Raw genomic sequence first — 13,533 nt, 5'->3', positions numbered from 1 at the left:
CCCGACCAAGAGTGCCCTATGCTCACCCCCAGCCGGCGGAGCTGCCGGGCAGGGGGGCCGCAGGCCGGCCCGGGGAGGGGCGCACGGGTGCAGACCACGGGAGCCCCCGCGATCGAGACGCGGGGGCTGCGCAAGACGTACCGGAGCCGCAGGGGGCGGTCGGTGGGCGTGGAGGGGCTCGACCTCGTCGTGCCCGTCGGCGGGGTCCACGGGTTCCTGGGACCGAACGGTTCCGGCAAGACCACGACGATCCGCATGCTCCTCGGTCTCGTGCGCGCCGACGCGGGGAGCGCGCACATCTTCGGCCGCGAGGTGCCGCGGCACCTGCCCGACGTCGTCGGTCGCGTCGGCGCGATCGTGGAGTCCCCGAAGTTCTTCCCCGCGTTCAGCGCACGCAAGAACCTCGACCTGCTCGCAGCGGCGATCGGCGCGCCCGCGGGCCGGGTGGGGGAGGTGCTCGACGAGGTCGGGCTGGCCGACCGCGCCGGCGACCGGTACCGCGGCTACTCGCTGGGGATGAAGCAGCGGCTCGCGATCGCCGCGACGCTGCTCAAGGACCCCGACCTGCTCATCTTCGACGAGCCGACGAACGGCCTCGACCCCGCGGGGATCCGAGAGATCCGGGACACCATGCGCTCTCTCGCGGACCGCGGGAAGACCGTCCTGGTGAGCAGCCACATCCTCGCCGAGGTCGAGCAGGTCGCGGACACGGTCTCGATCATCGCGCGCGGGCGCCTCATCGCGTCGGGGAGCGTGAGCGAGCTCATCGGCGACGGCGGCGCGACGCTCCAGGTCGGGGTCGCCGACCCGGCGCGCGCCGCCGCGGCGCTACGTGCCGACGGCCTCACGGTCCGCGAGGACGGGGACCGTCTGCTCGTGGACGGGGTCGCCGACGCCGCGCAGGTCACCCGGGCGCTCGCCGCCCACGACCTCTGGCTCACCGAGCTCGTCCCGGTCCATGCCGGCCTCGAGGCGGTGTTCCTCGAGCTCGTCGGCAAGGACGAGGCCGCGGGCACGCGGCACGACCGTCGTGGTGAACACCCTGTCGCGACGCAGGGGGGCCGTCGCATGAGCCGCCTGCTGAGGGTCGAGCTCCGCCGCCTGCGCGCGCGTCGCCTCGTGCGCTGGGCGAGCGCGGGGACCCTCGTCCTCGCGGCGCTGAGCGTCCTGCTCGCCTACACCCAGAGCCTGCCGCCGTCGGAGCTCCAGGTGGAGCAGGCGGAGCACGCCTACGAGCAGCAGCTCGACGACTGGGAGCAGAACGGCGACGAGTACGTCGCGCAGTGCGAGTCGGACGAGGAGGCCGCCCGCGAGAGCGACCCCGCCGTCGACTTCGGGTGCGACGACATGGAACCCCGGCTCGAGTGGTTCCTCTCGGAGCCCCCGACGTTCGACGGCGACGAGGAGTCGTGGCCGGTCCCGGGCGCGACGACGGTCACCCAGCTCGCACCGCTCCTGCTCCTCTTCGCGCTCGTCGTCGGGGTGTCGTTCCTCACCGCCGAGATCTCGTCGGGGGCGATCGGGCTGTGGCTCACGTTCGAGCCGCGCCGTCAGCGCGTCTACTGGTCCAAGGCCGCCGCCGCCGCGCTCGGTGTGCTGCCCGTCGTCGTGCTCGCCTATCTCGTCATGGCGGGCGGCGCGTACGGGGCCTACGCGATCAACGGGCAGCTCGGGACGGTCACCGCCGAGACGTGGACGCGGCTCGCGGGCGTCGGCGGACGGGCGGTGCTCGCCGCCGCGCTCGTCGCGGCCACGGGTGCTGCGCTCGGCGTGCTGCTGAAGAACGCGGCGGGAGCGCTCGGTCTGGTCGTGGTCTGGGTCGCCGTCGTGGAGACGGTCGTCACGCTCGCCGTGCAGGACGCGCAGGCCTGGCTCGTGCGGACCAACGTCGCGGCCTGGGTCCACGGCGGCACGACGGTCTGGGTGCAGGAGTGCACCACGGACACGACCGGGATGACGTGCCAGGGCGTGGAACGGATCGTCACCCAGACGCAGGGCGGCCTCTACCTGCTGGCGGTCGCCGCCGTGCTGTCGCTGGTGGCCGCGGCCGTGTTCCGGCGCCGCGACGTCTCCTGACACCCCGTGCCGCCGCGGCGGCCTCTCCTCGTGCCGAGGCGCCCGTCCCACCCCGTGAGACGGGCGCCTCGACACGTGACATCCCCGAAACATGGGCGTACAGTCCCATGACGTGCAGACGATCCTCCTTGTAGTACTTCCTGAGCGCGCCGGCTGAGGCCACGCCACCAGGCTTCGTCAGCGCGCTCACCCCTCGTCCAGCCCGGCATCCCGGGTCCGAGGGGTTTTTTGTTGCCACCACACCGGCACGACAACACCACACAGGACCGCGGACGGCCCACCCCGGCCACCGCGAGCGCCGCACCCGCGAGACCCGCGAGCAGCGGCACCGCACACCGCGACCAGCACGACCGCACCACCACGGTCGGCTCCGGTACTCGGCGGGGCGCCCCCCACGGGGCGCCTGCCGGGCCGAAGCCACGACACGCAGGAGACACCATGGCCCAGGGTCCCACCCCGGCACCTCCGCGACCGGGGGCCCCGACGCCCGCGGCGCCGGCGCCGAAGCCCGCCCCGACACCCGCGTCGGTCGCCCCGCGCGGCGACGTCCGGCGCGCTGCCACGGCTCGCCCGGCCGGCAGCACGCAGGGCACCTCGACGGGTGAGGAGATGACCGGCGCGCAGTCGATCGTCCGCTCGCTCGAGGAGGTCGGCGCCGACGTCGTCTTCGGCATCCCGGGTGGTGCGATCCTCCCGACGTACGACCCGCTCATGGACTCCCAGCGCCTGCGGCACATCCTCGTGCGCCACGAGCAGGGCGGCGGCCACGCGGCGCAGGGCTACGCCCACGCCACCGGCAGGGTCGGCGTGACCATGGCGACGTCGGGCCCGGGCGCGACGAACCTCGTCACGCCCATCGCCGACGCGAACATGGACTCGATCCCGCTCGTCGCGATCACGGGTCAGGTCGCCGAGTCCCTGATCGGCACGGACGGGTTCCAGGAGGCGGACATCGTCGGCATCACCATGCCGATCACCAAGCACTCCTACCTGGTGACCGACCCGGCGGACATCCCGCGCACCATCGCGGAGGCCTTCCACATCGCCTCCACCGGTCGGCCCGGTCCGGTGCTCGTGGACATCGCGAAGTCGGCGATGCAGTCCCGGACCACGTTCTCGTGGCCGCAGGACGTGCAGCTCCCTGGCTACCACCCGGTCACGAAGCCGCACAGCAAGCAGATCAAGGAGGCCGCGCGCCTGCTCGCGTCGGCCCGCCGGCCCGTCCTCTACGTGGGCGGTGGCGTGGTCCGCGCGAACGCGTCGGCCGAGCTGCGCCGCCTCGTCGACCTGTCGGGCGCACCGGTCGTCACGACGCTCATGGCGCGCGGCGCGGTGCCCGACACGCACCCCCAGAACCTCGGGATGCCCGGCATGCACGGCACCGTCCCCGCCGTGGCGGCGCTCCAGAAGGCCGACCTCGTCGTGTCCCTCGGCGCGCGGTTCGACGACCGCGTGACGGGCAAGCTCTCGAGCTTCGCTCCGCACGCGCAGGTCGTGCACGCGGACATCGACCCCGCGGAGATCGGCAAGAACCGCGACGTGGACGTCCCGATCGTCGGCGACCTCAAGGAGGTCATCGCCGACCTGCTGCCCGAGCTCGAGCGCGAGCACGCGGCCAAGGGGAAGCCGGACGTCGAGGCCTGGTGGCGCCAGATCGACGACTGGCGCGAGACCTACCCCCTCGGGTACACCGAGCCCGACGACGGCCACCTCGCCCCGCAGCACGTCATCTCGCGCCTGGGCGAGATCTCCGGCCCCGAGTCGATCTACGTCGCGGGCGTCGGCCAGCACCAGATGTGGGCCGCGCAGTTCATCCGGTACGAGCACCCGCGCACCTGGATCAACTCCGGCGGCCTCGGCACCATGGGCTTCTCGATCCCCGCGGCGATGGGCGCGAAGGTCGGCCGCCCGGACGCCACGGTGTGGGCGATCGACGGCGACGGCTGCTTCCAGATGACCAACCAGGAGCTGGCCACCTGCACGATCAACGAGATCCCCATCAAGGTCGCGCTGATCAACAACAGCTCGCTCGGCATGGTGCGCCAGTGGCAGACCCTGTTCTACGACAAGCGCTACTCCAACACCGACCTGCACACCGGGCACGGCACGGCGCGCGTCCCCGACTTCGTCAAGCTCGCCGACGCCTACGGGTGCGAGGGCATCCGCGTCGAGTCGATGGGCGAGGTCGACGCCGCGATCAAGCGCGCGATGGAGATCGACGACCGCCCCGTGGTCGTCGACTTCAACGTCTCGCGCGACGCGATGGTGTGGCCCATGGTCGCCGCCGGTGTGAGCAACGACGACATCCAGTACGCGCGAGGCATCTCGCCCGCGTGGGACCGAGAGGACTGACCCGCCATGTCTCGCCACACCCTCTCCGTGCTCGTCGAGAACAAGCCCGGCGTGCTGACGCGCGTCGCGGGACTGTTCGCTCGCCGCGCCTTCAACATCCACTCGCTCGCGGTCGGCCCGACCGAGCACGAGGAGATCTCGCGGATCACCGTCGTCGTCGACGTCGAGGAGCGCCCGCTCGAGCAGGTGACGAAGCAGCTCAACAAGCTGGTCAACGTCATCAAGATCGTCGAGCTCGACGCGGCCGCGTCCGTGCAGCGCGAGCTCCTGCTCGTCAAGGTGCGCGCCGACGGCGCGAACCGCACCGGCGTGCTCGAGGTCGTCAACCTGTTCCGCGCGAAGGTCGTCGACGTCGTGCCCGACGCCGTGACCATCGAGGCGACGGGCACGGGCGAGAAGCTGAACGCCCTGCTCGGGGCGCTCGAGCCCTACGGCGTGCGCGAGATCGTGAAGTCGGGGACCGTCGCCGTCGGGCGCGGCTCCCGTTCGATCACCGACCGCGCGCTGGAACGCGTGGTCCGCTCCGCCTGACGATCGCCTACCCTCGCACCAAGACCCGCACGGGCGTCGGTGCGCACCCGATCGTCGTTCCACCGCGAGACATCGCAACAGACCCCCTGCACCGCAAACGAAGAACCGAGGAGAACCATCGTGGCTGAGCTGTTCTACGACGACGACGCCGACCTGTCCATCATCCAGGCCAAGAAGGTCGCGATCGTCGGCTACGGGAGCCAGGGCCACGCGCACGCCCAGAACCTGCGCGACTCCGGCGTCGAGGTCGTCGTCGCCCTCCGCGAGGGCTCGAAGTCGACCGCCAAGGCCCAGGACGAGGGCTTCGAGGTGAAGTCCGTCGCCGACGCCGCGGCGTGGGCGGACCTGATCATGATCCTCGCGCCGGACCAGCACCAGCGCTCGATCTACAACGACGAGATCAAGCCGAACCTCGCCGCCGGCAAGACGCTCGCCTTCGCGCACGGCTTCAACATCCGCTTCGGCTACATCGAGGCCCCCGACGGCGTCGACGTCATCCTCATCGCGCCCAAGGCTCCGGGCCACACCGTGCGTCGCGAGTTCGTCGCGGGTCGCGGCATCCCCGACATCATCGCCGTCGAGAAGGACGCTTCGGGCCAGGCGTGGGACGTCGCGCTGTCGTACGCGAAGGCGATCGGCGGAACGCGTGCCGGCGTCATCAAGACGACGTTCACCGAGGAGACCGAGACCGACCTGTTCGGCGAGCAGGCCGTCCTGTGCGGTGGCGTGTCGCAGCTCGTCCAGTACGGCTTCGAGACCCTCACCGAGGCCGGCTACCAGCCGGAGATCGCCTACTTCGAGGTGCTGCACGAGCTGAAGCTCATCGTCGACCTCATGTGGGAGGGCGGCATCGCCAAGCAGCGCTGGTCCGTCTCCGACACCGCCGAGTACGGCGACTACGTCTCCGGCCCGCGCGTCATCGACCCGCACGTCAAGGAGAACATGCAGGGCGTCCTCGCGGACATCCAGTCCGGCGCGTTCGCCAAGCGCTTCATCGACGACCAGGACGCCGGCGCGCCGGAGTTCACGGAGCTCCGCGAGAAGGCCGCGCAGCACCCGATCGAGAAGGTCGGCAAGGAGCTGCGCTCGCTGTTCGCGTGGAAGCAGCAGGACGCCGACTACACCGAAGGCTCTGCAGCTCGCTGAGACTGAGCGCGTCGCTCACCTCGAGGAGGGGGCGGCGTCGTGCGCGATCTACCATCCGGCCTCGTGCCTCGGCCTCCCGCCAGGCCCGCCACGATCGCGCACGACGCCGCCCCCTCCTCGTGCTGTCGGGTCGCCTCCGCGTCCTCACGGGTTGGCACCTTCCCGGAACGCAGGGGCGCCGGTGGGGAAGGTGTCAGGTGCTCGGTCCGGTGCGACACGGGCGGGACGAAAGGCGGGAGACCGGGCAGATCGACCTCGGGTGCGCCACGATAGGGGCATGACCCGACAGGCGGACGAGGGGGAACCGGTGACGGACGACGTGGTGGTGGACGAGAGGGCGGCGGAGATCCTCGCGTTCTGGGAGCTGGCGCGGCCGAGCGCCGGGATGGCGCGGGTGGGTGTGGTCACCGGCACCACGGTCTCCGAGACGGTGCCGCCGCCCGCGTGGTCGTTCGGCGACAACCCCGAGCTCGCCGACGGCCTGCTCGCGGCGGTGCTCAGCGGCGAGAAGACCGCGACGTCGTCCGCGCTGTGGGAGTACGAGGACTCCGGGGAGCCCGTGCCGCGCGTCGGGGAGCTGTCGATCCTGCTCGACGGCGCGGGTCACCCGCGGGCGCTCGTCCGTACGACCTCGGTCGAGATCGTCGCGTTCGAGGACGTCGACGCGGACTTCGCCCTGGCGGAGGGGGAGGACGACGGCTCGCTCGAGGCGTGGCGCGACGGTCACGAGACGTACTTCCGGCGCGTGCTGGAGCGAGAGTTCGCTCCGGACATGCCGCTCGTGTGCGAGCGGTTCGAGCTGCGCTACCCGCGCTGAGCGGGGGGATGAGCGGTGGCCGACCGTGCCACGTTCGGCCGGCCACCGCTCGCGGGGCAGGTGAAGAGGACTACCCCGGGACTGGTGACGCGCCGACCCGGTGGTCCGGTCGGCCCGCCGCGGTGAGCAGGAGCGTGCGCACGTCCTGCGCGACGACGGAGCGAGCGCCGCGCAGGACCGCGAGCTCGGGGACGGCGCTCGCGAGGACCGCACCCGTGCGCTGGTCGGTGCCGCGGAGCACGGCGGCCGTGGCCTCGGCGAGCTCGTCGCCGCACGCGACCCCGGTCGGCCCGCCGAGCACCACGGCGTCGGGCTCGAGGATCGCCACGACGGGCTGGAGCACGATCGCGACGCGACGTGCGAGGTCCTGCACGAGCTCGTGGACGGCGTCGGTGCCGCGGTGCTCCCGGACGGCGGCGACGGCTGCGGCGTAGGGGGTGCCCTCCGTGACCCCGGGGACGCCCGCCCGGGCGCAGAGCTCGACGAGCCGGAGGCCGCCGACGAGGTCCTGCACGTTGACGGAGTCGTCGACCCCGGCGGCGGGCACGGGGAGGTAGCCGATCTCGCCGGCGCCGCCCGAGGTGCCGTGGTGGACGCGGCCGTCGAGCCACGCTCCCATGCCGATGCCCTCGCCGAGCCACAGGAGGGCGAAGCTCTGCTCGTCCCGACCGGCGTCGCGCTCGGCGATCGCGGCGAGGTTCACGTCGTTCTCGACGCGCACGTCGATCCCGAGGGCGTCCTCGAGGTGCCCTCTCAGTCCTGCGCGCGGCCAGCCGGGCAGCTCGCCGACGAGGGCGATGTCGCCCGTGCGCGGGGCGACGGCCGCCTGGACGCCGACGACGGCGGTCGCCACGCGCGCGACCGGGATGCCCGCGTCCGCGCAGGCCTCGTCGCGCGCCCGGCGGACGTCGGTCGCGGCGGCGCGGTCCGGGCCGGCGGCGACGGTGGTCTCGCCGAGCGTGCGACCGAGCGCGTCGACGACGCTCGCCCGCACGCCGTCGGGCACGACGTCGAGCGCGAGCCCGACGAGGACGTCGGTGCGAGCGGCGTACTGTGTCGCCTGCGGCCCGCGCGCCCCCTGCACGGAGCCGGTCGGCTCGATGAGACCGGACTGCTCGAGCCGTGCGACGATCTGCGAGGCGGTCGGACGTGACACGCCCGTGCTGTCGCCGATCTGGGACCGCGTGAGCGGTCCGGCGTCGAGCAGGAGCTCGAGGGCCGCGCGATCGTTGATCGTGCGCAGGAGCCCCGGAGTGCCGGGGACCCTCGACGAAGTGGGCGCAGTCATCATGTTCCTTCGAGCCGTTTTAAGAAAGTTTCCTAATAGTGCCTCCTTCGCGCCGTGAGTGCAAACCCGCGTCACGTCCGAGACGTGAGACCGCCGTCCCGAGGGGTGGCGCGGCGGCGTAGGCTCGCCGCATGACGCGCACCATTGATCTGGCAGTCGTGGCCGGGGACGGCATCGGGACCGAGGTCGTCGAGCAGGGCCTCGCCGTGCTCGAGGCCGCCGTGGCCGGCTCGGACGTGAAGGTCTCCACGACGCCGTTCGACCTGGGTGCGCGCCGTTGGCACGCGACGGGCGAGACGCTCACCGACGCGGACCTCGAGGCGATCCGCAGCCACGACGCGATCCTCCTGGGCGCGATCGGCGACCCGAGCGTCCCGTCGGGCGTCCTCGAGCGCGGTCTGCTGCTCAAGCTGCGCTTCGCGCTCGACCACTACGTGAACCTGCGCCCCGGCAAGCTGTACCCGGGTGTCACCTCGCCCCTCGCCGACCCAGGCGAGATCGACTTCGTCGTGGTGCGCGAGGGCACCGAGGGCCCGTACGTCGGCAACGGCGGCTCGCTGCGCACCGGCACGCCCCACGAGATCGCGACCGAGGTCTCCCTCAACACGGCGTTCGGCGTCGAGCGCGTCGTGCGCGACGCGTTCGCCCGCGCCCAGGCGCGTCCGCGCAAGCACCTGACGCTCGTGCACAAGCACAACGTCCTCGTGCACGCGGGCCACCTGTGGCGCCGGACGGTCGAGGCCGTCAACGCCGAGTTCCCCGACGTCACGACGGACTACCTGCACGTCGACGCGGCGACCATCTTCCTCACCACGAAGCCCTCGCGCTTCGACGTGATCGTCACGGACAACCTGTTCGGCGACATCCTCACCGACCAGGCCGCCGCGATCACGGGCGGGATCGGCCTCGCCGCGTCCGCGAACATCAACCCGGACCGCACGGCGCCGTCGATGTTCGAGCCGGTGCACGGCTCGGCCCCGGACATCGCCGGGCAGGGCAAGGCCGACCCGACGGCGACGGTCCTGTCCGTCGCGCTGCTGCTCGACCACCTGGGCCTCGGCGACGAGGCGAAGCGCGTCGAGGCGGCCGTCGCGGCCGACCTCGCCGAGCGGGGGAGCCGAGTACGCTCGACGGCCGAGGTGGGCCGCGAGCTCGCCGCTCGCGTCGCCGGCTGACACGCCGCCCGGGTCCTGCGCGGACCCGGGCACCGGTTCGCCCGCAGTCCCCGCACCTCGGTCGTCATCGCCCCAGGACCGGATCCCTCCCGTTCTGACCCGGTGGCGCCCCTGCCGTCGTCGTACCCTCGCGCGGATCGCCGCACGAGCCGTACGGTCGTGGAAAACTAGGCGGAGACCACCCGGGTCGCCAGGTGAAAGGCCTCATGATGAGCACCCTTGCAGCGCAGCACCAGCCGTCCTCCTCGGCGGAGGACCTCGTCGCCCTGTTCGATGTCCGTCCCACGGACGCCCCGACGCCGCCGGCCGAGCGCGAGGCCGCGATCGCGGCCCCGAAGTTCGGCACGGTCTTCACGGACCACATGGCGCGGATCAGCTGGAACTCGACCGACGGGTGGGTCGACCGCCGCATCGAGAAGTACGGCCCGCTCCTGCTGGACCCGGCGACCGCCGTCCTGCACTACGCGCAGGAGATCTTCGAGGGCATGAAGGCCTACCGGCACGCCGACGGGTCGGTCTGGACGTTCCGCCCCGAGGCGAACGCCGCCCGCTTCGCGCGCTCGGCCCACCGGCTCGCGCTGCCCGCGCTCTCGGTCGACGACTTCGTCGGCTCGATCACGGCGCTCGTGCGCACCGACGTGGACTGGGTCCCGTCGGGCGAGGAGGCGAGCCTGTACCTGCGGCCGTTCATGTACGCGTCGGAGGCGTTCCTCGGCGTGCGCCCGTCGCTCGAGGCCGAGTACCTGGTGATCGCCTCGCCGGTCGGGCCCTACTTCTCGGGGGGCGTGAAGCCCGTGTCGATCTGGGTCGACCGCGAGTACAGCCGCGCCGGAGCAGGCGGCACGGGCGACGCGAAGTGCGGCGGCAACTACGCCTCCAGCCTTCTGCCGCAGGTGGTCGCACAGCAGCACGGGTGCGAGCAGGTGTGCTTCCTCGACTCCGGGACGCGGACGTTCCTCGAGGAGCTCGGCGGCATGAACGTGTTCGTCGTCAAGGCGGACGGCTCGGTCGAGACGCCCGAGCTCAGCGGATCGATCCTCGAGGGCGTCACGCGCTCGTCGATCATCCGCCTGCTCACCGACCGCGGGCACGAGGTGGTCGAGCGTCGCATCCCGCTCACGGACGTCCTCGCCGGGATCCGCGACGGGTCCGTGACCGAGGTGTTCGCGTGCGGCACGGCCGCCGTCATCACGCCGATCGGGCGCCTCGCGGGCTCCGACTTCGACCACACCATCGGCGGCGGCGAGGCCGGAGCCCTCACGATGGCGATCCGGACCGAGCTCACCGACATCCAGACCGGGCGCGCGGCCGACCGCCACGGCTGGCTGCGCCGCCTCGCCTGAGGCGCATCCTCCGCACACACTGCACGACGACGGGGCGCCACTCCCGCAGGAGGGGGGCCCCCGGCTGGGGCGTTCCGGGGGGGGGGCCAGGACGCGCCGGGCGGTGAGACAGCGGCGGGTCGCCGCCCGCACCACGATCGTGCGCCCGGCGACACCCGCGAGCAACGACCAGACCGCGATGCCGATGAGCAGGTTGATGAGCCCGGACAGGGCCGCGGCAGTGACGTCGCTCGACCATGCGAACGGGAGCACCGCGATCACCACGACGACCAGCGCCATGATCCAGCCGAAGAACGCGCGCGGGCGCGGCGTGCTGAGGATCAGCAGGTGCAGGATGCCCGCGGCGAGGACCGCGAGGATCGCCCCGTCGATCGCCCACGCCGCCTGGCGCGACCCCGTGCCGAACAGGTCCGGCGGCGGGACCAGGGTGATCGAGAAGATCCGCTCGAAGATGATCACCCCGAGCAGCCCGATGAGGGCGGCGACGAGGGCGGTCGCCGCGGCGCCCGCCCAGAACCGGCCCGCCTCGACCGCGAGGCGCGGGTCCGCGGGGTTGACGGGCGGCCTCTGCTCGGGGAAGCCAGCCTGCGGGTCCGTGGGCGGGATCGCAGGCGGTGGGGCGTGCTGCGGCACGGGCGGCTGCCCGTAGCGGCGCGTCGGGGGGTTCTGCGGGTCGTACCCGCCCGGGGTCGGGTCGCTCATCGTCACTCCTCGCTCGGCTGCCGCCGCGCCCGAGGGCGGTGGGCGGCTCAGTGGATGGACGCTCCTGTCCATCCTCGCGGAACCTGTGGCACCATGTGCCCTGTGACACACCTCGTCTCCCAGCTCATTATCGAGTAGCGCGCCCGGTAGCACCCACCGGACGCGCAGACCTCCCGCACCCTCGGGGGGTTTTTTTGTTGCTGGGCACCACCTCCGCCCGGCGGCACGGATGCCGGGCCCACCGCCTCACGAGGGCCTCGCCCGGCGTCCTGGGAGACGGACCAGAGGGACGGACGCTGCGGCGTCCGCGACACGACGAACGGCAGGAAGAGGCACCATGACCTCGGCGACGAACCCCGTGACCGGCTACCGCGAGCCCCGGGTCTTCCACGTCTACGACACGACCCTGCGCGACGGCGCGCAGCAGGAGGGCATGAACCTCTCCGTCGCCGACAAGCTCGCCATCGCCCCGCTGCTCGACGAGCTCGGCGTCGGTTTCATCGAGGGCGGCTGGCCCGGCGCCGTGCCGAAGGACACCGAGTTCTTCCGTCGCGCAGCCAAGGAGCTCGACCTGCGCCACGCCGTGCTCGCGGCGTTCGGCTCGACCCGCAAGGCCGGGCTGCGCGCGTGGGACGACCCGCAGGTGCGGGCGCTCGTCGACTCCGAGGCGCCGGTCGTCACGCTCGTGGCCAAGTCGGACGTGCGGCACGTCGAGCGCGCGCTGCGCACGACGCCCGACGAGGGCCTCGCGATGATCACCGACACCGTGTCGTTCCTCGTGGGCGAGGGGCGCCGGGTCGTCGTCGACGCCGAGCACTTCTTCGACGGCTACCGGTACGACGCCGCCTTCACGCGGTCCGCTGTGCAGGCCGCGTTCGAGGCGGGGGCCGAGGTCGTCGCGCTGTGCGACACCAACGGCGGGATGCTGCCGACCTGGGTGGTCGAGGTCGTCGAGGAACTGCGCGACGCCGTCGGGCTCCCGCACGGGCGCGACGCGCTCCCGGGCGACGCGCTGCTCGGCATGCACGCGCACAACGACTCGGGCTGCGCCGTCGCGAACACGCTCGCGGCCGTCGAGGCGGGCGCCGCCCACGTGCAGGGGACGGTCAACGGGTACGGGGAGCGCACGGGCAACGTCGACCTGCTGACGGTCGTCGCGAACCTCGAGCTCAAGCACGGGCTGCGGACCCTGACCGGGGAGGGCCTCGAGGAGTCCACGCGCATCTCGCACGCGATCAGCGAGATCACCAACATCTCCCCGTACGCGCGCCAGCCGTACGTCGGCGCGAGCGCGTTCGCGCACAAGGCCGGTCTGCACGCGAGCGCGATCAAGGTCGACCCCGACCTCTACCAGCACATCGACCCGACGGCGGTCGGCAACGACATCCGCATGCTGGTCTCCGACATGGCCGGCCGCGCGTCGATCGAGCTCAAGGGCCGCGAGCTCGGTTTCGACCTGTCGGGCCAGGGCGAGCTCCTCACGCGCGTGACCAACCGGGTCAAGGACGACGAGGCGAACGGCTACACCTACGAGGCCGCGGACGCCTCGTTCGAGCTGCTGCTCCGCGAGGAGATCACGGGCGAGCGCCCGCCGTACTTCCGGGTCGAGAGCTGGCGCACGATCGTCGAGCGGGCGGGGTCGCGCGGCACGGAGGCGACGGCCGAGGCCACCGTCAAGCTGCACGCCGGGGGCGAGCGCATCGTCACGACCGGCGAGGGGAACGGGCCCGTCAACGCGCTCGACCACGCCCTGCGGCTCGCCCTCGGCCGCGTCTACCCGGAGATCGACGTGTTCGAGCTCATCGACTTCAAGGTCCGCATCCTCGACACCGAGCAGGGCACGGACGCGATCACGCGGGTCCTCATCGAGACGACCGACGGCTCGACGTCGTGGTCGACCGTCGGCGTCGGGCCGAACCTCATCGAGGCGGCCTGGGAGGCGCTGACGGACTCCGCGATCTACGGCCTGGTCCACGCGGGCGTCGAACCGCGCTGACCGGTACCCCGCGCCGCCGAGGGACGCCCGGCCCTCGGCGGCGGTCCTCAGCGGCGGGTGACCGACATCTCCGGCCGAGCCGCGCCCTCGCGGGCTTAGGGTGGTCG

General features: G+C 72.6%; 9 protein-coding genes. 8 read left to right on the top strand and 1 reads right to left on the bottom strand.

What is annotated here, in order from left to right:
- Nucleotides 1-87 precede the first annotated feature (87 nt).
- The 5 genes from ACFWH7_RS07105 (at nucleotide 88) to ACFWH7_RS07085 (ending at nucleotide 6,922) form a co-directional block, all read left to right on the top strand.
- Nucleotides 88-2,076 carry an ABC transporter ATP-binding protein gene (locus ACFWH7_RS07105; RefSeq protein ID WP_378215776.1) on the top strand — a complete coding sequence of 663 codons (1,989 nt, stop codon included), beginning with the start codon at nucleotides 88-90 and terminating at the stop codon, nucleotides 2,074-2,076.
- A 438-nt stretch (nucleotides 2,077-2,514) separates the two neighbouring features.
- Nucleotides 2,515-4,428 carry an acetolactate synthase large subunit gene (locus ACFWH7_RS07100; protein WP_378215775.1) on the top strand — a complete coding sequence of 638 codons (1,914 nt, stop codon included), beginning with the start codon at nucleotides 2,515-2,517 and terminating at the stop codon, nucleotides 4,426-4,428.
- A gap of 6 nt (nucleotides 4,429-4,434) precedes the next feature.
- On the top strand, nucleotides 4,435-4,959 hold the full coding sequence (ilvN, locus tag ACFWH7_RS07095; protein WP_047232530.1) for an acetolactate synthase small subunit: 525 nt from the start codon (nucleotides 4,435-4,437) through the stop codon (nucleotides 4,957-4,959).
- Nucleotides 4,960-5,079: 120 nt separating this feature from the next.
- Nucleotides 5,080-6,105 carry a ketol-acid reductoisomerase gene (gene ilvC / locus ACFWH7_RS07090; protein WP_047232531.1) on the top strand — a complete coding sequence of 342 codons (1,026 nt, stop codon included), beginning with the start codon at nucleotides 5,080-5,082 and terminating at the stop codon, nucleotides 6,103-6,105.
- A gap of 277 nt (nucleotides 6,106-6,382) precedes the next feature.
- Entirely contained in the window at nucleotides 6,383-6,922 is a 540-nt protein-coding gene (locus ACFWH7_RS07085; protein ID WP_378215774.1) for an ASCH domain-containing protein, read from the top strand.
- 70 nt (nucleotides 6,923-6,992) lie between these two features.
- Here ACFWH7_RS07085 and ACFWH7_RS07080 read toward each other — a convergent pair whose 3' ends face one another.
- Nucleotides 6,993-8,210, bottom strand: a complete 1,218-nt coding sequence (locus tag ACFWH7_RS07080; RefSeq protein ID WP_378215773.1) for an ROK family transcriptional regulator — start codon at nucleotides 8,208-8,210, stop codon at nucleotides 6,993-6,995.
- A 131-nt stretch (nucleotides 8,211-8,341) separates the two neighbouring features.
- Here ACFWH7_RS07080 and ACFWH7_RS07075 point away from each other — a divergent pair, with 131 nt between their 5' ends.
- The 3 genes from ACFWH7_RS07075 (at nucleotide 8,342) to cimA (ending at nucleotide 13,426) form a co-directional block, all read left to right on the top strand.
- Nucleotides 8,342-9,385 carry a 3-isopropylmalate dehydrogenase gene (locus ACFWH7_RS07075; RefSeq protein WP_378215772.1) on the top strand — a complete coding sequence of 348 codons (1,044 nt, stop codon included), beginning with the start codon at nucleotides 8,342-8,344 and terminating at the stop codon, nucleotides 9,383-9,385.
- Nucleotides 9,386-9,594: 209 nt separating this feature from the next.
- Complete coding sequence (locus tag ACFWH7_RS07070; RefSeq protein ID WP_378215771.1) at nucleotides 9,595-10,728, top strand: branched-chain amino acid aminotransferase; 1,134 nt, start codon at nucleotides 9,595-9,597, stop codon at nucleotides 10,726-10,728.
- Between the two features lie 1,039 nt (nucleotides 10,729-11,767).
- Nucleotides 11,768-13,426, top strand: coding sequence for a citramalate synthase (cimA, locus tag ACFWH7_RS07065; RefSeq protein WP_378215770.1), 1,659 nt, complete (start codon nucleotides 11,768-11,770; stop codon nucleotides 13,424-13,426).
- Nucleotides 13,427-13,533: the final 107 nt, after the last annotated feature.

Origin of the sequence: Cellulosimicrobium cellulans, assembly GCF_042723955.1 — a bacterium.
Taxonomy (GTDB): domain Bacteria; phylum Actinomycetota; class Actinomycetes; order Actinomycetales; family Cellulomonadaceae; genus Cellulosimicrobium; species Cellulosimicrobium cellulans_H.
The sequence above is the reverse complement of the archived record's forward strand: the minus strand, read 5'-3'. Positions and strand labels throughout refer to the sequence as shown.